The sequence below is a fragment of the Pseudovibrio sp. Tun.PSC04-5.I4 genome (assembly GCF_900104145.1).
Taxonomy (GTDB): domain Bacteria; phylum Pseudomonadota; class Alphaproteobacteria; order Rhizobiales; family Stappiaceae; genus Pseudovibrio.
The window spans coordinates 2,872,671-2,896,649 of sequence record NZ_FNLB01000006.1; the positions used below are offsets into that span (position 1 = coordinate 2,872,671).

Below are 23,979 nucleotides of genomic sequence, written 5' to 3' on the forward strand. Positions count from 1 at the left end.
AGGCGCTTTCTATGCCAGGACAGGTTCCAGCCACACTTCGCCCTCGTGCCGGAGTGCTAGCCACCACCGCCGCAGCCCTCACAAGCCTCCTTATCCCCCTTACTGCAAGTGCTGATAGTATTGATCTGCGCGGCGATCTGAGCGCAGAGGATAAAGCGAAAGTTACTCGTGTTCTGGCTGCTCCAAAATCCTTCAGTAAAGCTGAGGTGTTTGAGCGTATGCAGGCTGGCAAGGCAACCTCTCTCAAACATACCAATCGGGATTCTTTTTCTCACTCGAGTGCAAACCTGACCTTTAAGCAGGAACAAGAATTCAAGCTCGGCAACGGGCTGTTCAAAAAGCTCTGGGTGTCGTCTCCAAGTTCCACTCAAGCCTCTGATGGTTTGGGGCCTCTGTTTAACGCACGGTCTTGCCAGAGCTGCCATTTGAAAGATGGACGTGGGCGCCCGCCAATTGGTGAGGAGCGACCAGTCTCTATGTTCCTTCGACTTTCTGTTGCGCCCTCAACCGACGAAGAGCGCGCTCTGATTGAAAGCGGTGAACTGCCTCTTATTCCTGAGCCGACCTATGGCGGCCAGTTGCAAAACTTTGGCGTGCCGGGTTTGCCGGGTGAAGGTGAGATGAAGATCTCCTACGAGGAGATTGAAGTTCAGCTTTCCGAAGGTGAAACAGCCTCTCTTCGCAAGCCAACTTACAGCATCGAGAATCTGGCGTATGGCTCTCTTTCCGAACATGCGCTGATGTCACCGCGCGTTGCGCCGCCCATGATTGGCCTTGGTTTACTGGAAGCGATTGCGCCTTCTGATCTGATTGCCAAAGCTGACCCCGATGATTCTGACAGCGACGGAATTTCAGGACGTGTGAGCTGGATTAATCCTGCTGATGAGGACCTGAAGGTCATTGGCCGCTTTGGTTGGAAGGGCAGCAACGCAACCATTCGTTCGCAAACTGCTGGAGCGTTCTCCGGCGATATCGGCATTTCGACACCGTACAAGCCAAACAACTATGGCGACTGTACAGAAGCACAGACCAAGTGCTTTGAACTGCCAAATGGTGAACAGGAACGTTTGGGAGTGTCCGAAGCGCCGGATCCGATCATGGATCTGGTCACCTTCTACTCACAAAACCTTGCTGTACCTGCCCGCCGCGATGTTGAGGATGTGAATGTACTGGCGGGTAAAAAGGTGTTTTACGAGACCGGCTGCACCAGCTGCCACACTCCAAAATACGTGACCAACCGCAATGCTGAAGCCAAGGCACAGCAGTTCCAGTTGATCTGGCCTTACACCGATTTGTTGCTGCACGACATGGGTGACGGCCTCGACGATAATCGCCCTGTTGGTTCTGCCAATGGGAATGAATGGAAAACTCCGCCGCTTTGGGGTATTGGTCTGACTGAAACAGTCAACAATCACAGGTTTTTTCTGCATGATGGCAGAGCGCGTGGCCTGCTGGAAGCTGTGCTGTGGCACGGTGGAGAAGCGGAAACCGCCAAGAACCGTGTGATTGAAATGCCTGCCAAAGATCGAGCTAACTTGATCCGGTTCCTGGAGTCTCTTTGATGCACTTTAAGCGCGTTTTTGCTGCCGGCCTTGTTGTTACCGCCGCTTTTACCGGAGGAACACAGGCACAGGAGGGTAAGACCTCCGATTATGCCAAAATCGCATCTTCCACCGTGGAAGGTTACATTCGCCCGGCAACAAAAACGCTGGTAACTACGCTTTCTCAGCTTGAAAAGAACACTGGCACCGTCTGCACGACACCAAACGCGGAGACCAACGCCGCATTTTCAAGTGCCTTCAAAGAGGCGGTCGTTGCACTTGCAGGCGTCGACTTTTTGCGGTTTGGGCCGATGGGGCAGGCTAACATTGCGCAACGTCTTGCCTTTTTGCCAGATGGACGCGGAGTTGTTCGCCGGCAGGTGACTAAAATCACTGCAAAATCTGACCCGACAGTGACTGATCCAGCGTCTCTTTCCATCAAAAGCGTCGCTCTTCAGGGCCTGACCGCTTTGGAGCGGATTGCCTATGACGCTGATGGGAAGCTGATTTTGGGCCAGAGCGGGGCGCAGAAGACCTTCCTGTGTGAGTATGCCGAGAGCATCACCATCAACCTTGGCGGCACGGCTCTTGAGCTTGAAGCGGCCTGGGCTGAGCCCGATGGCTTTTCCAAAACTCTGTTGCAGCCAACCAAAGATGGTGGTGTCGTTCAGACGCACAAAGAAGCGGCTGAGATGATCTTTAACGGTCTGACGACTGGCCTGATTGCTGACAAAGATCAATACCTACTGGCAGTGCTTGGGAAGACCCCCAAAAAGGCTAATCCGAAGAAGGCTCCGTTTGCGCGCAGTGGCAACGCGATAACCTATCTTTCTGCCAGCTTACAGGGCATTCAAAGTGCCTACCTCGCGGGCAACTATGCCGACCAACTGGAAGGTGAGGAGAGCTGGGTTGCAAACTCCCTAAGCTTTGAATTCTCCAATGCGCAACGTCTTTTGGCTGCCTTGCCGCAGCCTTTGCAGGAAACAGGCAAACAACCGGACGTGCGCGACAAGCTGCTTTACCTCTCCACTATCATTGGCGGCATAAAAGATATTATGGCCGCTGATCTTGCCGGATACCTTGGACTAGCTGGGGGCTTCAATGCGCTTGACGGCGACTAAACCCCTTGCAATCAGCCGGCGAGCTTTCCTAGCAGGATTAGGTGCCTCAGGGTTACTGTTAGGCTCAGGTCTTTCCAGCGCATTTGCCAATGCACTGAAGTTGGATAGCGCACGAGACTTGCAGCTGTTCGCCAGTGCTTTGCGGGGGCCGGACGGTTCCTATGCCCTTGCAGTGGTGAGCGAAGATGGCGAGATCCTGTTTCAGGCTCCTTTGCCAGACCGTGGCCACGCAATATCCTTCGATAGCACCAATGGGCGTTTGCTCTCCTTTGCACGGCGACCCGAGAATTTCGCTGTTCTGATTGATGTTATGACTGGCGGCGAACCTTTGGTGTTCACCGCACCAGAAGGACGACACTTTTACGGCCACGGGGTGTTTTCTCCTGATGGACGCCTTGCCTATGCGCCAGAAAACGACTTTGAGAATGCACGCGGTGTAATCGGCGTCTACGATATGTCTGGTGCTGTACCCAGCCGTATTGGAGAATTTGAAAGCTTTGGCATTGGTCCACACGACCTGCTGCTCTCACCTGATGGCAAGCGCCTTGTCGTTGCCAATGGCGGTATTCAAACGCATCCCGATAAAGGGCGCGAGAAGCTCAATCTTGAGACAATGACACCATCCGTGACCTTCATCGACACAGCTTCCGGTGATCTACTTGCCGAGCATTCGCTGGGCTCCGAGTTACACCAGGTTTCCCTGCGCCATATGAGCTTTGATGGCGCTGGTGATGTTTGGGTTGGAGGGCAGTTTCAAGGCGATAAGAGCGAAACCCCTCCGCTGATGGTGCATCTGGGTCAGGATAAAGCCGCTACGGCTCTGGAGATGCCTCAGGATATTACTCAAAGCCTGCAAAACTACGTTGGCAGCGTCGAGATGAATAAGAGCGGAGACGTGATTGCAGCCTCCTGCCCCCGCGGCGGCAAGATCCTCTACTGGGATGTGGCCAAGCGCTCCTTTATCGGTGCCCATGATGTGGTTGACGGCTGCGGTGTTGCACCGTTGGACGAAGGCAGCTTCGCGATTACTGATGGCAATGGCGCCCTCAGCTTTGGCAGTGCAGAAGACAGGGTAGCACAAGTTATCAACCAAACAGCAGGCATCAGCTGGGATAACCACCTGACACCACTGGGTATATTGAAGAGTAGCTAAGCTCTTTACACGCCTATCCACATTTTACAGCCGTCTCGGAAATTGGCGCATTGCAGCGCAGCCAAGGATCGGGTAAAGACTACAAAACCTCAAGGGCGCCCAAGCCCTGCAATATGCACCCGTAGCTCAGTTGGATAGAGCGCTGCCCTCCGAAGGCAGAGGTCGCGCGTTCGAATCGCGCCGGGTGCACCATATTTTTCAAGCACTTAGATAGTTATGCGTGGCTGTGTATTTCGGTAAAGGTACCAGAATCGCAACACACATCAGGCTTGCCAGAACTACGCTTGTCAAAAGCGCTGTGCGCCCCTGATTACATCGAGTGTGTCATGCCATCTTATATCCGTCTCGTGATTGGCTCTGGGATAATTATGCGGAGATCTTTTGCAGTGGCGGAATTATCAGGTTTAACAAGACAGCAAGGTTTTGTGGGCTTGTTAAATCGGGTTATGAGAAGGTGGGGCGTAAGTGTTTCTCAAATATTCGATAGGAAGGCGTTGGCTGCGTTTGCATCGAATTTTCCGTAGGATTCTGCCAGTCACGCTCCCCGCAAGATCATTTCTGCGGCTTTTTCGGCTATCATGACGACCGGGGCGTGGGTGTTGCCGGAGGTGAGGGTTGGCATGATGGAGGCGTCTACAACGCGGAGCCCTTCTATGCCGTGGACTTTGAGGTCTGTTGAAACGACCGCTTTATCGTCCTGTCCCATTTTAGCTGTGCCGACTGGATGGAAGATGGTTGTACCTACATCTCCTGCTGCCTCTAGCAATTCTTCATCGCTCTCATAAGCAAGGCCGGGTTTGATCTCCGATGCTTTGAAGCTCTGCATGGTTGATGTTGCCATGAGCTTTCTGGCGTGGCGAATGGAGTCCACGGCAACTTGCTGGTCCTCCTGTGCGCTTAAATAGTTCGGCGCGATAATTGGAGCAGAGCGGTAGTCCGCATTTTGCAGCGAGAGTGTGCCTCTGCTTTCCGGGCGGAGGTTGCAAACTGAAACTGTCACGGCTGGGAATGGATGTAGAGGATCACCGAACTTGTCGAGGCTTAGTGGTTGAACGTGATACTCGATGTTGGGTGTCTCATAGCGCTCGGATGATTTGGTGAAGATGCCGAGCTGGCTTGGAGCCATGGCCATTGGGCCCGATCGCTTCAAGGCATATTCCGCCGCTATTTTTGCCTTGCCCCACAACGTGCTTTGCATCTCGTTGAGGGTTTTGGCACCTGCTATTTTAAAGATGGTGCGCAGCTGCAAGTGGTCTTGCAGGTTTGCGCCGACGCCGCTCAATTCGTGATGCACCTTTATGCCGTGAGATTTGAGCACTTCTGATGGACCAATACCGGAAAGCAGGAGGAGCTGCGGAGACCCGATAGCGCCAGCAGACAGAATAACCTCTTTGCCCGCAGCGGCGGTCATTTGTTTGCCGTTGACAGTCACGTTCAAGCCTGTTGCCTTTTTCCCCTCAAAGAGCAGCTTTTCTGCTTGTGCATGGGTGATAATAGTGAGGTTGCTGCGTTTTTTGGCCGGGTCGAGAAAAGCACGGGCCGCACTCCATCTGAACCCGCTTTTCTGGTTGACCTCAAAATATGATGTGCCTTCATTTTTGCCGTCGTTCAGGTCATCAGCAACGGGAATGCCCATCTCGCTTGCAGCGGTTTGGACGGCGTCTAGGATATCCCATTTCAGGCGTTGCTTTTCGACGCGAAGCTCTCCGCCCTGACCGCGCAGAGCGCCATTGCGGAAAGCATGGTCCTCAGATTTTGTGAAGTAGGGCAGAACATCGTCCCAACCCCAACCGGCATTGCCCAGTTGCGCCCATTGGTCATAATCTGCGGATTGGCCGCGCATATAGATCATACCGTTGATGGAAGAGCATCCACCTAGCACTTTGCCACGCGGATAGGCGAGTTTTCTGCCGTTCAACCCTTTTTCCGAGGCGGTGTTAAAGCACCAATCTGTTCTTGGATTGCCGATGCAGTAAAGGTAACCAACCGGTATATGAATCCAGTGGTAGGCATCTGATCCGCCTGCTTCTAACAGCAGCACTTTGTTGTTTGGGTTTGCACTTAAGCGGTTTGCAAGCACGCACCCAGCGGAGCCCGCGCCAACCACGATGTAATCATAGGTGCCGAGGGAGGGACGGGAGGATGTCATGCCAACTCCTCCTCTTCCAACGGGATGCTGAAGCGTACGCTGAGCTTTTGGAACTTTGTGTAGCGACGGTCCATGAGGTTGCGCAGGTCAGCTTGCGGTGCATAGTTTCGGGTTTGGTTGGTCATGGCTTCAACACCGGCTTCAAACTCATAAAACACACCTGCACCGACACCTGCTGCAATGGCGGCGCCCAACGCACCGGTTTCCTGACAGTCCGAGATGGAAAGCGGAATGTTGAGCACATCCGCAAAGATCTGCGGCCAGATTTGGCTGCGGGAGCCTCCGCCGGAAAGGATTGCGCTCTCGAACGTGGCTCCAGCTGCTTTGAGCTGTTCGATATGGCGGCGATGCTCGAAGGCGACCCCTTCATACAGGGCGTAAAGCAAATGTGCCTGTGAATGCCAACCTGCAATACCAATGAAACTGGCGCGCGCTCTTGGTTCCGGGCCTGAACCGTATAGGAACGGCAGAACAAAAGGCAAATCATCAGATGGTGTTACGCTTTGCACCATCTCGTTGCACAGCGCGAATGCCTCCGCGCCTTCCAGCTGCGGGTTCACCCGCTCAATGAACTCGCGCACATACCATTCCAGATTGGCAGCAGAGGTGGCGCTGGCTTCGATTTCCATCAGTTTGCCGGGACCAAAACTGGAGGCCATGAAGACGCGTGGGTCATGCAATGGCTTTTCAGTGATGACTTGGTTGATGCTCCATGTGCCTGCGACGATGGAAGCTTCTCCCTGTTTCACCACTCCCGAGCCCAATGCGCTTGCAATCACATCAAACAAACCAGCAACAACGGGTGTACCTTCTGCAAGACCGGTCGTCTCAACGGCTTGTGCGGTGATTTTACCTGCGCATTCCTCGGGAGCTAACAGTTCCGGCAGGAATTCCATGGCATCGCTAAGGCCGTAGAGTTTCATCAGTTCAGCATCGTAGGCATTGCTCTGCATGTTCAGCAGGCCGCATCCGCTCATATCGGAAATGTCGCTGACACGCTTGCCTGTGAGTTTATGGGTGATGAAATCCTTACAGAGGAACACAGTTCCGATCTGCGCGTAGGTTTCGGGGGCATTGTCTTTCACCCAGCGCAGTAATGTTGGTGTTTGGGAAACCCATGGCTTTTGCAGGCAGAGGTCATACAGCGGGTCGGCTTTTCCTTCTGTTTGGTAGCGCTCTACCGTCTCAATGGCTCTGGTATCCAGAGACTGGACCGCAAGGAGCGGCTTCTCTTGCTTATCCAGCAGATATAAGCCGTTGCCATGCCCGGCGCACCCGACGCCGACGATCTCATCAGGCGAGATACTGGCATCAGTTATGACCTTTGAAATAACAGAGGCTGCATTGGACCAGAGCTCTTCGAGATCTCGAAGAACATGACCGGGCGTTGGGCTAGAGGATACGCCATCCCGCCCGGCCATAGATACAATCCTGCCTGTTAGATCAAACAGGACCGCCTTAATAACCGTGTTACCGGCATCAAGCCCGAGTAGATAAGAGCCCATAGTTCCTCCTCACATTCTTCAATCAAGCTGCTTCGAAGGCAGATTGATAGATCGCCCAAGCTTCTGCCGCATCAACATCCCGGTGGATCATTGCCATAAGAGCCTGAACCACTCCCCGTGGATTGTCATGCTGGTAAATATTACGACCGTAAACCATGCCATGCGCCCCTTGACGCATCAAACGGGATGATTTTTCAAAGACTTTGAGGAGATCATCCTTACCGCCGCCGCGCACCAGAACAGGACAACGAGCCGCCTCCACCACACGGTGGAACTCATCCGGATCATCGGTTGGATCAGCTTTAATGATGTCTGCTCCCAGCTCACGAGCCAAGCGGACAAGTGTTACGATCTTTTCGGCATCGCCATCTACCAAGTAACCACCACGGGCACTGTTTGGCTGCATCACCAAAGGCTCAACCATCAACGGCATGCCGTATTTTTCGCAGGCATTGGTGAGGCGGGAGATGTTTTGAACGCACTGTTTGAACAGGTCCGGCTCATCCGGCAGCATAAACAGGTTCACAACCACACAAGCGGCATCCATGCGCAGGGCAGAGAGGATCGGTTCTTCCTCGTTCTGCATCAGTGCCCACATATGGCGGTGGCGATCTGCGTTGTAAGGGTTGCCCATATCGATGCGCATCACCAGCGCAGGCTTATTCTTGCCGTCGATTGACTGCAGTAGGTCTGATTGACCGTAGTTCATCTGGATCGCGTCAGGCCCGGCATCAACCAGAGTGTTTACAACCCCTGCCATGTCTTCAAGGCCGCCCATAAACGTTGGCTCATTACAAACGCCGTGGTCAATGGCAACGTCGAGACACTTGCCACCTGTAAACAGGCGGTTCATCCGAACTTTTTTGCTAAGATACATGGGGGGTCTCCACTTCAATCTGTGTTTCAATAAGGTGTTTCATGCCGTGATAGGCGATCAGGTAATTGCGCGCCTCAAGGACGTGGTTCTGGCGGTGTGCTTCGCTCCAACCTCGTTCCGCAGCAAATATCTGGGAGATTTCATTGAGTGCGTGCGTTTGAAGAGCGCCGGAGATAGCGAGGGTTGTGCGTCTCAGAACTAAATCCAGCAGGCCTGTGATGTGTTCGGAGCTGAGGAGGTAGGCTATCTCGGCATGAGAGTAGCTTTCTGCTCCGGCAAGCGACTTCTCTTGTTGGTTGGAGCAGGCGAACGCCATATCTCTCGCTTTGGTGCCGTACCGCTCAAACAGGGTATTCAGTCGGTCTTCTAGCACACCGGTTTCTGCCATTACAGATTGGAGCCAGCGTTGTTTCTGCGTCTCAGTGTGAGGGTAGTCTGCGCCGCCACCGATGCGCAGGTCCAGAGTGGAGTGTTTGCGCTTCAAACCTAGATCCTCAAGCACGGCATCTGCTATTTGCTCGCCAAAAGCGCGGAAGGTGGTCCATTTTCCGCCAACCATGCACCGTACTGGCGCGGTACCTCCCGCAACAGGCCCAAGATCAACGCAGGAGTGATCTCGTGAGATCTGCCCGTTTATCGCGGAATTGCTGTGTGGGAGTGGGCGAACGCCTGCAAAGGTGAACAGCACCTGTTCTGGCTTGATGTTTATGTTTGGGAAGATACCGGCAAGAGAAGTGAGGATGTACTCCTGCTCCTCTGGTGTGCAAATCATGCCTGTTGGGTTTTCAATGCGGATGTCGGTTGACCCAACGAGCACCAGTCCTTGGTAGGTGAAGAGGATACAAACACGGCCTTCGTCATTTTCGAAGTAGACCATATGGTCGCCAACGGCTTGCCGCAGCTCCTCATTGTCGATCATCAGATGAGAGCCTTTGGTGCCCCCGATTAGCCGCTGTTTTGCATCACTTGCCTGATTGCCTAGCGCATCGTTGGTAAAATCAATCCATGCCCCCGTGGCGTTGATGATTGTTTTAGGCGTTATGGTGACTTGTTGATCGCTCAGCTCATCGCTCAGAGTAATCTCGCCATTGCCCTGTCCCGTCGCTCTCACATAATTGAGCGCGGTTGTCGCCGGGTTTTCAGCAAGCGTTTGATTAATAATTTCAAAGCCTAAACGCTCTGGTTGGCTGATGGATGCATCAAAATACGTTGCGCTGCAAAGAGTCTCTGGCCGGTATTGGGGGAACTTCTGCTTGGTGGCTTTTTTTCCGAAGAACTCATGGTTTGGCATCACCTTGTTCTTACGGGTGAACAGGTCATAAAACGTCAGCCCTGCCTTGATCATCAAAGCCCCACGCCGCGGTTGGGCCTGACTCAAGCCAACAAAACGCAGGGTGCTGCCGATGATCCCATCAAAGTAGCTGGAAATCGGGATTGAGGTTGGCAATGGCTTTACATAATGCGGGGCATTGGCGAGGAGTGCATTCCTTTCCAAAAGAGATTCCTGCACCAGGCGAAACTCGCCATTTTCCAGATACCTAAGGCCACCATGTACCATACGCGACAAAGCTGCACTCGCTCCGCTGCAATAATCTGCGGCATCAACAAGCACTACATTTGCCCCAGCCAGACCAAGCTCACGAAACGCACTTATGCCGTTGATGCCTGCACCAATCACAAGCACATCTGGTATCGCGTTTTGTTTTAAACGCTCCCAAGTTTTGTCTCGCTCCATATGCCGCGAATTTTGGGCCATAGCCAAAGCACTCCCGTTGCCAGACCATCTTGTCGATGGCCCAGCCTGACCTCTCTGCCTTGAGGTCTCTGTTATTTTTTGATTACTGAACTGGTCTCAAGCGTCATCAAAACCGGTTAGGTGGCTCGTGATCGCTTGAAAGATCAGGGAAACTTCATCGCCAGCCAGTTGAATCGTGCCCGCATGTGCGTTTTCAGTTGCCTGTTTCACATTACGAGCGCCACACAACGCATAGGTGATACCCGGCTGCGCAAGGGTCCATGCAATGACCGTTTGAGCGATTGATATGCCGTGGTCGTTTGCAATCCCTCCTATGGATTTAACAAAGCCCTGAATTTTAACGCGGTTCTCGACACTAAAGCGTGGGTTGTCCTTGCGCTGGTCGTCCCCTTCAAACATCCGCTCCGGCCCGATTTTGCCTGCTAGGAGGCCCAGTGCCAAAGATGAATAGCTGAGTGTTGCAACATCATGTTGTTTGCAAAGTGGAAGCAGCGTTTTCTCAATACCCCGGTCCAACATGGAGTAGCACTCCTGGATGGCATCCAGTTGCCCTGCGGCGATGTACTGCTCCAAATCAGCAGGTGAAGCGTTGGAGATGCCGATTGCACGGATTTTGCCTTGCTGCTTGAGAGTTAGCAAAGCCTCCATTGTTTCAGCGATTGGTGTTGTGCTGTCCTGCCAATGGGTGATGTAAAGATCGATGTAATCGGTGCCCAAGCGCTTCAGACTTTGCTCCGCCTCATGAATGATCGCATTTTTTCCCAGATAACGATGAACTGCATGGCCTTCCGCATCAAAGAAATGGTTACCCTTCTTCTCGTGCCAGACAAGGCCACATTTGGTTGCCAGTACCACCTCATCACGGCGACCTTTGATGGCCTTCCCAACGAGCTCTTCAGCATGACCAAAGCCATAAGCCGGTGCAGTATCGATAAGGCTTACGCCCGCATCTAATGAGGCTTTGATCGCGTCAACGGAGGCTTGATCATCCCCCCCGCCCCACATCCAGCCGCCCATGGCCCATGTTCCAAGGCCAATCGCAGAGGCATCAATGCCGGACTTGCCCATTGGGCGCAGTGCCATTTTGTTTTTGGTGGCAATATTGGTCATTTCTCGGCCTCATTCATTGTCGTCAAAACTGTGCGGCAGGTGTCTTCATCTGTCACAAGGGCGTTGATATAATTGCCTTTCAGGATGGTTCGGATTGGGAGCACCTTTTGCTTGCCCGCTGCGATACCAATGGTGAAAGGTATGTTTCTTAGCTCGTCCAATGTCAGGCTCACCAGCTGGTCATTCAACGTGTAACCACATGCCTGACCTTCCCTAGAAATGAGGTGAGCCAGGAGTTCGCCGGCTGCTCCGCTTTGCAGTATGGCTTTGCGATCTGACGGGTTGGACGGATGAAGACTGTAATAGCTTGAATCTTTGGTGAGAATTGAGCCAATGCCCACCACTGCGATGGTTGCTCTACGCGCCATTTCCAAAACGAATTCGTTTTGACGCATTTCCTTAAGCATATCGCGTTGCTCAGTACTTTCAGCAAAGATTGGTGCGTGAAGTTGATAGCTGCGGCCGCCAAGAGCTTCCGCCATTTGCGCAGTTAGGTGGTTCACATCAATAAAGTGATTGCCTTGCAAACACCCCGTCGCAGGTACCACAACCACGTTGTAGCTTTTTTCTGGTTTAAGAGCGGCGATGAAAGCCGAAATGCTTTTGCCGCCAGATACTGTGATGATGTCGCCGTCCTTCAACTTGGAAAGGAATAGCTTTGCAGCAGCAGCTGCAACAGAGGCGAGGTTCACCTCTTCCTGCTCCGAAATGGTTGCTGCAACGACAGCATTATCCAACCTGCCAAGACCTGCTATTTCGTGTTCCAGATCAAACAAGGAACGGAAGGGAGAGCGGATCTGAATATCCACCATGCCCATGGTTCGTCCCTGCTTGATCATGCGGTTGACCTTGGGGTGCGAGACCCCAAGCAACTTGGCAATATCCGCCTGGCTCTTGCCCTCAATGAAGTGCATGACGAGGACTTTGTAGATTTGCCGTGTGGCGTCTAGTTCGCTCTGATCAATTTTCGTCAGCATGGCAATCCTCACGCGCGCTTCTTGTGAAGGACATGATCCAACGCAACTGCAACCAGTAGAATGCAACCACGGATCAGGTCCTGCCAATAGACAGATACGTCTAGCAAGATGAGAGAGCTTGAAACCACCGAGAGCAAAACCACCCCCAGAATTGCGCCAAAAATAGTGCCTGAGCCACCATTGAGACTTGCGCCGCCGATCACCGCTGCCGCAATGATGTTCAGCTCCATACCAACACCGAAGTTTGGTGTCGCAGCGCCAAAACGCGCCATGTAGATAACGCCAGCAACACCTGCAAGTGTTGAGCAAAGAACGGTCACCCAGAATTTGACCTTGTCTGTACGAATACCGGAGTATGCAGCCGCTTTTTCATTTGAGCCGGTGTAGAACACCTTGCGGAAAAGGGTTGCCTTGCGTAGCAGGATGTCAAAGGCCAACACGATCGCAAAGAAGATCATGATCACCACCGGAATACCAGAGATAGTGCCCTGCCCGAGGAATTTGAACTCAGCTGGAAGCGAGTAGAGCGACAATGGAGTGCCTTGTGTGATGACAAGACATATTCCGCGTACGATCACCATGAAAGCAAGTGAGGCTATGAAGTGGTGAAGACCGATTTTGGTGACGCACAACCCCATTAACATGCCGATACCAGCGCAAAGAGCGACCGCGATGCCGCTGGCCACCCACGGGTCCAACCCCATGAGAAACAACTTACCGCCAATCACCATTGCAAAGCAGACGACAGAGCCAACGGAAAGATCGATACCGCCAACAATGAGCAATATGGTCATGCCGACAACAACGATACCCTCGACGGAAAAAGAGAGCAGCATTGCTTTCAGGTTGCCCCATGTGAGGAAATAAGGTGAGGCAAAGCTCATCAATATGCAAAGCGTGATGATGATGGCGAGCAGGCCTGCTTCTCGCATGTTTGTGAAGTGACCGAGCCGGAGCGCTGGGCTTTTCAATACCTGCTGCTCACCTGCTGTTGTTGTTGTCTCTGTCATACTTAAATCTTTCAATTATCTGGCAAAACGGGAATCAAGCGGCAACTCTTTTGGTTTGCAGGCCGGAGGCCAGCTCCATGATGCGCTCTTCCGTCATTTCATCCGGACCAACTTCACCGCTCAGCTCTCCCTCGCAAATAACGAGGATGCGGTCACACAGGCCGATCAGTTCCGGCAGTTCTGATGAGACCACCACAAGACCGATGCCTTCCTTGGCGAGATTGCGCAGCAAGGCATGGATTTCCACCTTGGCACCAACATCGATGCCGCGTGTGGGTTCGTCCATGAGAATGATTTTTGGGCTCACTGAAAGCATCTTAGCAATGGCAACTTTTTGCTGGTTGCCGCCACTGAGGGAGGAAACCGGAAGGTCCAATCCTCCATGCTTGAGGTTGAGGCGTTCGCCGAGGGTCTTTGCCTGCTCCAGCTCTGCCTTCCGGTCTAAAATACCGACGGAAGTGGAGACCTGATCAACATTCAATGCCGAGACATTCTGAGCGATGGAGAGATCCAAGAACACGCCCTCGCCTTTGCGATCCTCAGAGAGATAGACGATGCCTTTTTGGATGCTTTCCTGATAGGAATTGATATGGAAACTTTCACCATTCAGCTCAACTGAACCTGAGTTATGGTGAAACAACCCGCAGATACCCTGCAGAATTTCACTGCGGCCCGAACCGATCAGACCGCCAACACCGAGGATCTCTCCGGGACGCAGATCAAAACTAATATTGCGGAAGCGATCTGGGTCAGTGAGATCCATCACCCGAAGAAGTGGCGTGGCAGTGCTATCAATTTTTTCGGCTTTTGGTGGGTACAAATCACCCAAATCACGGCCAACCAACTTGCTAATCAAGTCGTCTGGCGTGATGTCAGCGACATTGTCAGTACAAATGAACTGGCCATCACGCAAAACAGTAACGCGGTCGCATTGCTCAAAGATTTCCGCCATGCGGTGGCTGATATAGATGATGCTGATGCCATTTTCTTTCAGCTTTTGCATAATTTTGAAGAGGGCAACGGATTCCGTTTCTGTCAATGCAGCTGTTGGCTCATCCAGAATGAGGATGTCGCAATCCAGCGTCAAAGCCTTCGCAATTTCAACAATCTGCTGATTGGAGATTGAGATGTGTTCGACGTTTACATTGGGATCAACCGGTGAGAGCCGAGCCAGAATGTCAGCAGCCTTTTTCTTGAGGTCTGCGTAATTCATGAAGAGAGAGCGACGTGCATTTGTTGCAGCCATAAAGATATTCTCAGCAACTGACACATCCGGGCACAGCGCGATTTCCTGATGCACCAGACCGATGCCACGTTTTTGCGCATCAGCTGGACCATCAATGGTAACCGGCTCGCCACGCAGGACAATCTCGCCTTCGCTTGGCTGCAAAATCCCATCGATGATGTTCATCATAGTGGATTTACCAGCCCCGTTTTCACCTGCCAGCGCATGAATTTCGCCCTTACGCAGTTGAAACGAAACGCCTTGCAACGCTTTGACCGCTCCAAATGATTTACTGATGTTGCGCAGTTCCAAAATTGGCTGCTCGCTCATATTCCCTCCCCGATCCAGTTCCCAAATGAACTGGTGTGAAGCCTCACACTCCGGTATCGCAACGAGCGTGAGGCTTCTCTTCAGGCTTACTCGTTGATGCCTTTGGTGCCGCGACGCTTCAGGTACTTGTCCCAATAGAATTCATCGGCATTAGCGGCTGTTACGATAGAAAAGCCGTTGTCGAGGTAAGGCACACCCATTGGGTTGAAGCCGGAGCTCTTGTGATCGTTCATTGGATCAATAAGGTCACTATGGTTCGCCAACCACAACATCATGAAGCCCATGTAACCCTGAACGCCCTGGTTTGGGTTCACTGCGCCAAACACTTCACCAGCCTTAATCAGATCAAGCATCTTTGCGTTCACGTCCGCATGCATAACTTTGATCTTGCCGCCCAGTTCCTTCGCAGCCTGAGCTGCACCAAGAGCTGAATTTGCCTCTGGCATAAAGATCGCGCCCAGATCCGGGTGCGCCTGAGCCATGGCCAGAACTGCGTTGTAGGCTTTGGTTGGATCCTGATTGGAGGCTGCGCGGGTTGCCAGCTCCATGTCAGGCCATTTTTCTTTCATACGGGCAACAAAGCTCTTTACGCGTACATCATGGTTGTCCTGACCCGGATTTTCCAAAACAGCGTATTTGCCGTTACCGCCCATTGCTTCAGCAACAGCATCAGCTGCATATTTGCCTTCGCTCACGTTGTTGGACGTGATGTAGGAAACTCGCTTGGAGTTTGGTGAATCCGCAGCAAACGTTACAACTGGAATTCCCATTTCCGCAGCGCGGTTGATTGGCTCAATGAACGGATCCGAATTCATAGGGTGCAGCAGAACGCCAGCAGGCTTTTTGATCAAAACCTGCTCAAAGCTGGCAAGCTGCTTGTTCACGTCATATTCCGGCGTACCGGTGTAGGCTGTTTTACAGCCCATCTGCTGGGCGGCCTGCTTGAACATTTCGTAGACCGGGAACCAGTACTCAACACCGGAAACCATTACGTTCATCACGTAGGTTTCACCTTCTTCACACTGGAATGGATTGTCTTGTCCGGCGGTTGCTGGTGCAGCAGCGCCCAGAACAGCTGCAAGGCTGATTCCGGCAATAAACTTTTTCATATTCCCCTCCCAAAGGAAGACCGCTATTTTAGTAGCCGTCTAAATGATTAGTATTCCGCACCAGACCAAAATATTCAGGACCAGCTCCTCCAGCGGAATGCGAACCAAATTCAGTTCGTGACAGGAAAATGACGAAGAGTTTCAACGCGGTCAACATATTTCCATCTATGAAATATATTTCATATCAAGCTACCAGCAATTACAGCACCAAGAATTCCTCATCTTTACTTGGTTGTTTTTTGACTAAAACGACAATCAAATCTAGCCTGACCTGACTGACTACTTATTGAAAAGAATGGGGAATTTTATCTGTATTATCACGTAGTGAACGCGAGGAGAGATAGGGCGTTGGACGCAAAATTGAGGGGAATATTTTATGCAATCTCACCTCTCAATAAATAGGCGTATGCAGCTGGAAAATACACCTCAACCAGCTGCACGGTTGTTTACGTCTAAAGAGCGGGCTCTTTGATTTGCTGTTTTGTGTAGTCGGAAAGGCGATTCACGAAGGCACCGAGATCTTGTTGGAGGTTTGCGAAATTTGGGAATTTCTCCAAATTGACCTCACTCATATAAAGGCCACGGCTGACTTCGATCTGGATTGAGTGCCAATTTTGCGCCGGACGACCCGTGTGAATGACCAGTTCAGCACCCTTGTAAGGGTCATTGATCTTCACCTCATATCCAAGGCTCACGAGGATATCGCGCGCGGTCTGGATGTATTCAGGATCGCAAGTGGTTCCATCTCGGTCACTCAAGGTGATATCGGGCCTTTTCTCACCTGCTCCGTTTTCATGCATGATTGTCGATACCGCCTGCATGCTGTGGCAGTCCAGATGATAAGCGATGCCGAATTGCGCGCGGGCTTGCTCCATGAGACGGGTCAACGCATCATAGTAAGGCGTGTAATAGCCATCAATGCGGTTTTCGACCTCAGCAGCTGTTAGCTCTCTGTCGTAAAGAGGCCCGCTGGAGGGTGGCGCATCAGTCCAGATCAAGCCTTTGCCTAATTCAGTGCGGAAATCCGGTTTTGCAGCTCGAGTCCAGCCTTTGATCGTGGTGGGGTCGATGTTATCGACCCGCCGGTTCGGATCGATGTAGATGCGCGGGAACAAGGCTTCCAGATAAGCGCCGCCTGTTTCAGCTGCTTTTTCAAAGAGCTCATGCACATAACGATCTTCAGCGCATTTATAGCGCGACGCGGGTACGCAGGGCCGGAAGTCCTCTGGGTAGATCTCTCCAGAATGAGGAGAGTCGATAACCAGAGGGCTTGTCAGTGTTGTAGGTCGATGGATTTTCAGCACATTTTCAATAGATTGGGGCAATTTATCTCTCTCAATTATTTTTGGTCGGTTTAACCGTCGTTCAGATGACATGCAGAAACATGGCCGGGAGCAATTTCCCTCAAAATTGGTTGCTGCTCTGAACATCGCTTGGTTGCAAACGGGCACCTTGGATGGAAATGGCATCCGCTGGGTGGTGTGAGCGGTGAGGGAATCTCACCTTTGACTGGCTCATACACCTGCTTGCGGGCATCAATGCGCGGAACTTCTCGTAGGAGCGCCTGCGTGTAGGGGTGATTGGGTTTCGCAAACAACTCGTCTGTTTTCGCAATCTCCACCACGCGGCCCAGATACATAATCACCACACGATCTGACAGATGCTCCACCACGCCTAAATCATGGCTGATGAAGAGGTAGGTCAGGCCCAGTTGCTCTCTCAGGTCCATGAACAGATTGATGACTTGCGCTTGAATGGACACATCCAGGGCTGCAATGGATTCATCGCAAACGAGGAATTCCGGGTTTACCGCCAAGGCACGGGCAATGCCTATGCGTTGGCGTTGTCCGCCGGAGAACTGATGCGGGTAGCGGTTTTTGAAATCTGGATCCAAACCAACACGCAGCAGCATCTGGTCGACATAATCAGAAAGCTCCGCTCCCGAGATGAGACCGTGGACTTTGGGCGCTTCGCCGATGATATCACTCACCCGTTTGCGTGGGTTGAGAGAGGACATAGGGTCTTGAAAGATCATCTGCACTTTGAGCTGCGCATTTTTTGCAGCGGCCCTTGAGAGCTGCTTTACATTCTCACCACGGAAATGAACGGTGCCTTCGCTGGCAGCATGAATGCCAGCTACAACGCGGCCCAACGTGGACTTGCCACATCCGCTTTCCCCCACAAGGCCAACGACTTCTCCCGGTGCGATGCTGAGAGAAACGTCATCAACCGCATGAACGACCTGTTCCTTAAGGGTGGAACCGAAGACGCGCAGGGTTTTCTCTGCAAGGTCCAGCTTTTTGGTGAAGCGTTTAGAAACGCCTTGCAGTTCCATGACAGGTGTTCCGAGCAAGGTCATGCCATTTCCTCCTGTTTAACAGGATGGAAGCAACGCACCTGTCTTTCCTCTCCCAACTTAGTAATCTCTGGAGCAGCCAAAACACAGTCGCTTTGTTTGGCCGGGCAACGGCTGGCAAAAGCGCATCCTGATGGCAGGTTCAGCAGAGACGGGGTCATACCGGGGATCTGGTAGAGCTTGGATCCGCGTTTGTTTCTGCTCGGGACGGATTCAATCAAACCCTTTGTGTAAGGGTGCAGTGGTGTGTCCAGCACTTCATCAATACTGCCTTGCTCCACAATACGACCGGCGTACATAACTGCAATTCGGTCAGCCAATCCGCTGATGACGGCAAGATCATGTGTCACCCAAATAAGCGACATTCCGGTTTCGGAGCAGAGTTTGCGCACTTCATAGAGGATTTGCGCCTGAATGGTTACGTCCAGCGCAGTTGTCGGCTCATCCGCGATAATCAGGTCTGGTTGATGCAGCAAGGCGATTGCGATGGCAACGCGTTGCCTCATACCGCCGGAAAACTGGTGCGGGTAAGACGCAAGGCGCTCATCAGGCGAGGCGATGCCGACGCGAACGAGAGCCTCACGGCATCTCTCCCGAGCTGCTTTTTTGGAGATCTTTTCGTGAGCCTGAATGGCCTCAATCATCTGCGTATCGATGCGCAAGACAGGGTTTAGCGTCATCATGGGGTCTTGAAAGATCATCGCGATCTTCTTGCCTCGCAACCCTCGCCACTGCTTCTCGTCTTTTTTGGCGAGATCATCCCCATTGAGGAGAATAGATCCGCCAACCATTTTGCCGGGCTCGTCTACCAACCCAATCAGCGAGAAGCCGGTGACGGTTTTGCCAGAGCCGCTTTCTCCCACAAGACCGAGGATTTCTCCCGGTTTTACAGAGAAACTGACATCTTCAACTGCTTTGACAACACCAGCCTTGGTGAAAAAGTGGGTCTGGAGGTTCTTGACCTCGAGTGTGTTCTGTTTGTTCATTGTGCCCTCACCTCTTCAAACGCGGATTGAGGACATCTCGGAGCTGATCTCCCACCAGATTGATACAAACAACCGTGACGAGCAACGCTATGCCGGGGAAGAAGGAAATCCAGTATTTTCCGCTGATAACATACTCAAAACCATTGGCGATGAGCAGGCCCAACGAGGGCTCAGTTTGCGGCAGTCCTACTCCGAGGAAGGACAAAGTCGCTTCAAGTGCAATGGCATGGGCCGTTTGTACCGTTGCCACAACAATCAGTGGTGGCAAGCAGTTGGGCATGATGTGCAGGAACAAGACGCGGGCATGACTAAGGCCAAGGCAAGTGGCCGCCTCGACGTATTCTTTGCTGCGCTCAACAAGCGCAGTGCCCCTCACCGTTCTGGCATAATACGCCCATTGAGCAACCACGAGCGCGAAGATGATTTTATCGACGCCTTTGCCCATTAAGGCCAGCAACATGAGCGCTACCAGCGAGGCTGGGAACGACAGTTGTAAATCTACTATGCGCATGATGAAGGCTTCCGTACGCCCACCCACGTAAGCCGCGATAAGACCAACAGACATACCAATCGTAAGCGCGATGACGCCGCTGGTTACGCCGACGGAGAGCGAAATGCGCAGACCATAAAGGATGGCAGAATACAGGTCGCGCCCTGCTCCATCTGTGCCCAGCCAGAACGTAAATCCTTCAAAGCTCTCCGCACCGGGCTGCATGCGAGAATCCAGCACACTGACCTGCGCCAGATCATAAGGGTTTTGCGGGGTGATCCAAGGTGCGAACAACGCGGCTGCGATGATAGCGAAGAGGAGGAGCCCTGCGACTAAAGCCACTTTGCTCTCTACAAATTCAGAGAGGAACCGACCTATAGGCGTGTCGTCTGAGAATAATTGTTTTCGCGGCGGCTTGAGACTTGTTTCTATCGTCATAACAGCCCCTTAGCTCGTTGCATCCTGAAGCCGCACACGCGGGTCCAGAATAGAATAGAGAATGTCCACGATCAGGTTGATGACCACAAACAGCACGACGATGATCATCAGATAAGCGACGATGATGGGGCGATCCAATTGCTGGATGGCATCGATCAAAAGCTTGCCCATACCCGGCCATGCAAAGATGGTTTCCGTCACCACAGAAAACGCGATAAGGGAGCCAAACTCCAAGCCAAGCACTGTGACCACCGGGATCATGATGTTCTTGAACAGATGCACCATGACGATACGGCGGGCGGAAAGACCTTTCGCGCGGGCGAATTTGATGAAATCCATATGCATCACCTCGCGTGCGCCTGCCCTTGTGAGGCGGATAACCAGCGAGATTTTGAGCAGTGCCAGATTGATGGCGGGCAGGATGATGTGTGAGAGACCATCCAACGTCAGAAACGACACTTGCAAGCCGAGTAGTGAAACCGTTTCCCCTCGCCCAGTCGCCGGCACCCAACCCAACATCACGGCGAACAACATTATCATCATGATACCGACCCAGAATGTGGGCAGGGAAAAGCCGAGGATTGAGCCACTCATGATGAGCCGCGAGGATATGGCTTTCGGCCTAAGGCCCGCATAGAGGCCAAGCGGAATGCCAATAAACACCGCCAACAGAAGTGCTACAAAGGCGAGTTCCAGTGTGGCTGGCATACGTTCTACAATGAGTTTAAGTGCGGATTCTCCAAATACGAAGGAGGTTCCTAAATCACCTTTTACGGCGTTGCTGACAAATACGGTGTATTGCTGCCAGACGGGTTTATCCAAGCCGAAGTCACGGGTAACGCGCTCAATTTCGGCCTGGTCTGCGTCCGGGCTGACCAGCATATCGATGGGATCACCCACCACATTCACGCCAAAGAACACAATCACGGACATAGCAATCATCACTATGCCGCTTTGCATCAGGCGTCTGAGAATGAAGACAGACATGTCTTTAAAACTTTCACAGGCAAAGCCAACCGCGAAAGCTGCGGTGAATGCTCTGGCTTTAAGGAAAAAAGGGCCGGCAACTTGCGTAATGCCGACCCATTATTTGTGAGGTCTTACTCGACAGATACGCCCTTAGAGAGGGTGTATTCATCCGTGCGCGGCAGGTACGCAAGGCCCTTGCGGGTTGCCCATGTATTCACCTGATAGTGCAGCGGGATGATCGCCTGATCGTTGATCGCAATTTCGGTTGCTCTTGCCAGCAGGTCCTGACGCTTTTCATCGTCAACCGTTGCCAGGGCTTCCTCAATCATCGCGTCTACTTCTGAATTAGAATAGCGACCACGGTTGGAAGAGCCAAACCCTTTGCTTTTGTCAAAGGTATGAACCAGTGAGCGAAGCGGTGATGATGCTTCACCTGAGCCTGCACCCCAACCAACGAGAACCATTGAAAATTCAGGTGTTTTGTTTGGGCCGCCACGAGACGCGCGCTTGAAGTAAACCGAACGCGGCATGGTTTCTACATCGGTTTTGATGCCGACACGGTTGAGCATCTGAGCGATGGCTTCAACAATTTTTGCATCGTTGATGTAGCGGTCATTCGGGCCGTGGATGCGCAGCTCAAATCCATCAGGAACACCAGCAGCTGCAAGCAGCTCTTTGGCGCCTTTTGGATCATACTCAAGCGGTTTCAGATTTTCGCTTACACCGAAGAATCCATCTGGCAGAAGCTGCCCAGCTTTTACGGCAACCCCCTCCATAACGCGCTCTACGATGAGATCGCGGCTGATGGCTTTAGAGATAGCCTCACGTACGCGCTGATCTTTGATCGGATTTTTGATCGCTCCGCCGCCATTTGCTTTCACAAACGGACTGTCGTCGCGGTCATGATCCAGATGCAAGTAGATGACGCGGTTGGAAGGCCCTTGCCACAAAGACACTTTATCGTTGCCCTTGAGCGTCTCAATATCCGTTGTTGGTACACCGTTGATCAGATCAACATCACCTGCCAACAGCGCAGCTACACGAGATGGGCCGGATTTAATTGGCTTGAAGGTGACTTTATCCCACTTCGGCTTTGCACCCCAATAATCCGGGTTAGCTTCCAGTACGATCCGGTCGCCCGGTACATATTCTGCAAACTTGTATGGTCCGGAACCGATTGTTGCCTTGCCAGAATTGTACATTGCAGTTGTTGCATCTGTTCCTGCTTCAACAGAAATAATACTGACCGTAGAAATGTCATTCGGCACCAACGGATAGGGCTTTTCAGTCACGATGTGGACTGTGTAATCGTCAATCTTTTTGACGGTTTTTCCTTTGGTGTAGGTGGCAAAGCTGGATGGTGAGTTTGGCACGTTTGGTGCCCGCTCAAACGAGAACACCACATCATCCGCGTTGAACGGATTGCCATCATGGAACACCACGCCTTTGCGCAGTTTCAACTCCCATGTTGTTGCGTTGATTGGTTTCCAACTGGTTGCAAGTCCCGGCTGCAACTGCTGTTTTTCATTCTGGTGAATGAGACGGTCGAACATATGATAGGCAATCATATTGTTCGGGCCTAGATTATGATAGTGCGGGTCAATCGCGCTTGGCTCCGAAGACAGACCAATTGTCAGGTCTTCAGCAGACGCGACTCCACCCATGAGCACCATGGCCATTGCTGTTCCAGCAAGCCAATTCTGCAGCTTAATCATTGCTGCTCTCCCCTCAAAATTATAGTTCCCTCTGGCGATTAAAATTCATTCGCCAACAACAATGCCCGCTGTCTCCTTATTGGCGGCGTCTTTGCCAGTATGAGCAAATCACCTGTAGAGCTTCACGGTTGACTCGAACCGTAGTATGTGTTTTCAACATTGTCATTCAAAATTTTATAATCAAAACGCATAGAGCTATGTCTGACAGTCTTGAGAATAAATCAACTGACCTCCCTTCCCGGCCCCGACTAAGCCTTCGAGAGTTTGAAGTTTTGCGCGCTGTGATCAGTGCGCGGAAAACAACAGCAGCGGCAGCTAGACTGGGCATTTCTCAGCCCGCAGTCAGCCGCGCTATCAAGCATTTGGAAGAGCGGTTGGGTAAAACGCTGTTCAATCGGGACAGCGGACGATTGGTGCCGACCTCCGATGCGCTTGCTTTGAACGAAAAGCTGGAGCCCGTTTTTGAAATGCTGGCAGGCATTGAAAACGAGACATTTGTTGCGCAAAGCAGCAAGCCTTTGCGCCTCGCAGCACCGCCCACTATTTCGCACCGCTTTCTGCTTGGGGTTATCGCAGAATTCATCAAAGCGTATCCCGGTCAGAAGGTAGAGCTCGAGATTGGTACCTCCTCGGACGTTCGCAATCATGTTGCTGAGGGGCATGCCGATCTGGGGCTGACAGATGGGCTATCCAAGCACGCAGGGCTGATTCTGGAGCCTCTCCGTTCTGCTATTGCACACGCAGTTTTGCATCGTGACCATCCGCTCGCAACCAAGGCTTTTATTGAACCAGAAGATTTTGACGGTCAGGACTTCGTCGCCCTTACGCGCAGGTTCCCTGTGCGTGCGATTTTGGAGCGTATGTTTGCAGAACGCGGAATTCGACCTAATATTGTTGCCGAATCTTCTACCGCAGTTTCTGTGAGTGAGCTGGTTCGTGCAGGCGTTGGGATGAGTGTACTCAACCCCTTTCCAGTTGCTCGTAACCACCCGGAAACACTAGTCTTCCTGCCGTTTAAACCACGGATTTCTTACCTCAACGCGTTTATCTTGCCTGCCACCACACCAAGCACCCCGATTGCACGGAAGTTTATTGAATTTACGCGCGCTTTTGAGATTGAGGACCCTTATTCGACACCAGCCTAAAGAGCTCTTTCAGCTGA

The 23,979-nt window shown here is 52.2% G+C and carries 19 protein-coding genes and 1 tRNA gene; 5 read left to right on the forward strand and 15 right to left on the reverse strand.

Annotated features, from left to right (window positions below; translation table 11 throughout):
- The first annotated feature begins 11 nt into the window (after positions 1-11).
- The 4 genes from BLS62_RS18660 (at position 12) to BLS62_RS18675 (ending at position 4,007) form a co-directional block, all read left to right on the forward strand.
- Positions 12-1,562, forward strand: coding sequence for a di-heme oxidoreductase family protein (locus tag BLS62_RS18660; protein WP_093183804.1), 1,551 nt, complete (start codon positions 12-14; stop codon positions 1,560-1,562).
- Positions 1,562-2,662: an imelysin family protein gene (locus BLS62_RS18665; RefSeq protein WP_093183807.1), complete on the forward strand. Its 1,101-nt coding sequence runs from the start codon at positions 1,562-1,564 to the stop codon at positions 2,660-2,662. Before BLS62_RS18660 ends, BLS62_RS18665 begins: the two co-directional genes overlap by 1 nt.
- A complete protein-coding gene (locus BLS62_RS18670; RefSeq protein ID WP_093183810.1) occupies positions 2,643-3,815 on the forward strand; it encodes a DUF1513 domain-containing protein in 1,173 nt (390 codons plus the stop codon). The genes BLS62_RS18665 and BLS62_RS18670 overlap by 20 nt, the downstream gene beginning before the upstream one ends.
- Positions 3,816-3,930: 115 nt before the next feature.
- Positions 3,931-4,007 (forward strand) — tRNA-Arg (locus tag BLS62_RS18675).
- 343 nt (positions 4,008-4,350) lie between these two features.
- On the opposite strand, the gene BLS62_RS18680 is transcribed toward BLS62_RS18675, so the two are convergent.
- From BLS62_RS18680 to BLS62_RS18750, 15 genes are all read right to left on the reverse strand, one after another.
- On the reverse strand, positions 4,351-5,964 hold the full coding sequence (locus tag BLS62_RS18680) for a GMC family oxidoreductase (RefSeq protein WP_093183812.1): 1,614 nt from the start codon (positions 5,962-5,964) through the stop codon (positions 4,351-4,353).
- Positions 5,961-7,469, reverse strand: a complete 1,509-nt coding sequence (locus BLS62_RS18685; protein WP_093183815.1) for an FGGY-family carbohydrate kinase — start codon at positions 7,467-7,469, stop codon at positions 5,961-5,963. The genes BLS62_RS18680 and BLS62_RS18685 overlap by 4 nt, the downstream gene beginning before the upstream one ends.
- 22 nt (positions 7,470-7,491) lie before the next feature.
- Positions 7,492-8,346 (reverse strand): class I fructose-bisphosphate aldolase, encoded by an 855-nt coding sequence (locus BLS62_RS18690; protein ID WP_208990956.1) that lies wholly within the window; start codon positions 8,344-8,346, stop codon positions 7,492-7,494.
- On the reverse strand, positions 8,336-10,102 hold the full coding sequence (locus BLS62_RS18695) for a glycerol-3-phosphate dehydrogenase/oxidase (protein ID WP_093183818.1): 1,767 nt from the start codon (positions 10,100-10,102) through the stop codon (positions 8,336-8,338). Before BLS62_RS18695 ends, BLS62_RS18690 begins: the two co-directional genes overlap by 11 nt.
- 96 nt (positions 10,103-10,198) lie before the next feature.
- Positions 10,199-11,212, reverse strand: coding sequence for an aldo/keto reductase (locus tag BLS62_RS18700; protein WP_093183821.1), 1,014 nt, complete (start codon positions 11,210-11,212; stop codon positions 10,199-10,201).
- Positions 11,209-12,189, reverse strand: coding sequence for a sugar-binding transcriptional regulator (locus BLS62_RS18705; RefSeq protein ID WP_093183824.1), 981 nt, complete (start codon positions 12,187-12,189; stop codon positions 11,209-11,211). The genes BLS62_RS18700 and BLS62_RS18705 overlap by 4 nt, the downstream gene beginning before the upstream one ends.
- Positions 12,190-12,197: 8 nt before the next feature.
- On the reverse strand, positions 12,198-13,121 hold the full coding sequence (locus BLS62_RS18710; protein WP_208991197.1) for an ABC transporter permease: 924 nt from the start codon (positions 13,119-13,121) through the stop codon (positions 12,198-12,200).
- 112 nt (positions 13,122-13,233) lie between these two features.
- The gene (locus BLS62_RS18715) at positions 13,234-14,754 is read right to left on the reverse strand and encodes a sugar ABC transporter ATP-binding protein (protein ID WP_093183830.1); all 1,521 of its coding nucleotides are present in this window, start codon (positions 14,752-14,754) and stop codon (positions 13,234-13,236) included.
- Between the two features lie 86 nt (positions 14,755-14,840).
- Positions 14,841-15,863, reverse strand: coding sequence for a substrate-binding domain-containing protein (locus tag BLS62_RS18720; protein ID WP_093183833.1), 1,023 nt, complete (start codon positions 15,861-15,863; stop codon positions 14,841-14,843).
- Positions 15,864-16,315: 452 nt separating this feature from the next.
- Positions 16,316-17,188 (reverse strand): N-formylglutamate amidohydrolase, encoded by an 873-nt coding sequence (locus BLS62_RS18725; protein ID WP_208990957.1) that lies wholly within the window; start codon positions 17,186-17,188, stop codon positions 16,316-16,318.
- A gap of 29 nt (positions 17,189-17,217) precedes the next feature.
- The gene (locus BLS62_RS18730; RefSeq protein ID WP_093183836.1) at positions 17,218-18,222 is read right to left on the reverse strand and encodes an ABC transporter ATP-binding protein; all 1,005 of its coding nucleotides are present in this window, start codon (positions 18,220-18,222) and stop codon (positions 17,218-17,220) included.
- Complete coding sequence (locus BLS62_RS18735) at positions 18,219-19,205, reverse strand: ABC transporter ATP-binding protein (RefSeq protein ID WP_093183839.1); 987 nt, start codon at positions 19,203-19,205, stop codon at positions 18,219-18,221. Before BLS62_RS18735 ends, BLS62_RS18730 begins: the two co-directional genes overlap by 4 nt.
- A gap of 7 nt (positions 19,206-19,212) precedes the next feature.
- Positions 19,213-20,133 (reverse strand): ABC transporter permease, encoded by a 921-nt coding sequence (locus BLS62_RS18740; RefSeq protein WP_093183842.1) that lies wholly within the window; start codon positions 20,131-20,133, stop codon positions 19,213-19,215.
- A gap of 9 nt (positions 20,134-20,142) precedes the next feature.
- The gene (locus tag BLS62_RS18745) at positions 20,143-21,120 is read right to left on the reverse strand and encodes an ABC transporter permease (RefSeq protein WP_093183846.1); all 978 of its coding nucleotides are present in this window, start codon (positions 21,118-21,120) and stop codon (positions 20,143-20,145) included.
- 113 nt (positions 21,121-21,233) lie between these two features.
- Positions 21,234-22,817 (reverse strand): ABC transporter substrate-binding protein, encoded by a 1,584-nt coding sequence (locus tag BLS62_RS18750; protein ID WP_093183848.1) that lies wholly within the window; start codon positions 22,815-22,817, stop codon positions 21,234-21,236.
- Positions 22,818-23,014: 197 nt separating this feature from the next.
- On the opposite strand from BLS62_RS18750, the gene BLS62_RS18755 reads away from it, so the two are divergent.
- Positions 23,015-23,962, forward strand: a complete 948-nt coding sequence (locus tag BLS62_RS18755) for a LysR substrate-binding domain-containing protein (RefSeq protein WP_093183851.1) — start codon at positions 23,015-23,017, stop codon at positions 23,960-23,962.
- The last annotated feature ends 17 nt before the right edge of the window (positions 23,963-23,979 follow it).

Coding starts and splice junctions, on each gene's coding strand:
- BLS62_RS18755 (WP_093183851.1), top strand. CDS start 23,015: ATGTCTGACAGTCTTGAGAATAAATCAACTGACCTCCCTTCCCGGCCC.
- BLS62_RS18730 (WP_093183836.1), bottom strand. CDS start 18,222: ATGACCTTGCTCGGAACACCTGTCATGGAACTGCAAGGCGTTTCTAAA.
- BLS62_RS18745 (WP_093183846.1), bottom strand. CDS start 21,120: ATGTCTGTCTTCATTCTCAGACGCCTGATGCAAAGCGGCATAGTGATG.
- BLS62_RS18750 (WP_093183848.1), bottom strand. CDS start 22,817: ATGATTAAGCTGCAGAATTGGCTTGCTGGAACAGCAATGGCCATGGTG.
- BLS62_RS18710 (WP_208991197.1), bottom strand. CDS start 13,121: ATGCGAGAAGCAGGCCTGCTCGCCATCATCATCACGCTTTGCATATTG.
- BLS62_RS18705 (WP_093183824.1), bottom strand. CDS start 12,189: ATGCTGACGAAAATTGATCAGAGCGAACTAGACGCCACACGGCAAATC.
- BLS62_RS18685 (WP_093183815.1), bottom strand. CDS start 7,469: ATGGGCTCTTATCTACTCGGGCTTGATGCCGGTAACACGGTTATTAAG.
- BLS62_RS18695 (WP_093183818.1), bottom strand. CDS start 10,102: ATGGCCCAAAATTCGCGGCATATGGAGCGAGACAAAACTTGGGAGCGT.
- BLS62_RS18690 (WP_208990956.1), bottom strand. CDS start 8,346: ATGTATCTTAGCAAAAAAGTTCGGATGAACCGCCTGTTTACAGGTGGC.
- BLS62_RS18660 (WP_093183804.1), top strand. CDS start 12: ATGCCAGGACAGGTTCCAGCCACACTTCGCCCTCGTGCCGGAGTGCTA.
- BLS62_RS18715 (WP_093183830.1), bottom strand. CDS start 14,754: ATGAGCGAGCAGCCAATTTTGGAACTGCGCAACATCAGTAAATCATTT.
- BLS62_RS18735 (WP_093183839.1), bottom strand. CDS start 19,205: ATGAACAAACAGAACACACTCGAGGTCAAGAACCTCCAGACCCACTTT.
- BLS62_RS18680 (WP_093183812.1), bottom strand. CDS start 5,964: ATGACATCCTCCCGTCCCTCCCTCGGCACCTATGATTACATCGTGGTT.
- BLS62_RS18665 (WP_093183807.1), top strand. CDS start 1,562: ATGCACTTTAAGCGCGTTTTTGCTGCCGGCCTTGTTGTTACCGCCGCT.
- BLS62_RS18700 (WP_093183821.1), bottom strand. CDS start 11,212: ATGACCAATATTGCCACCAAAAACAAAATGGCACTGCGCCCAATGGGC.
- BLS62_RS18740 (WP_093183842.1), bottom strand. CDS start 20,133: ATGACGATAGAAACAAGTCTCAAGCCGCCGCGAAAACAATTATTCTCA.
- BLS62_RS18670 (WP_093183810.1), top strand. CDS start 2,643: ATGCGCTTGACGGCGACTAAACCCCTTGCAATCAGCCGGCGAGCTTTC.
- BLS62_RS18720 (WP_093183833.1), bottom strand. CDS start 15,863: ATGAAAAAGTTTATTGCCGGAATCAGCCTTGCAGCTGTTCTGGGCGCT.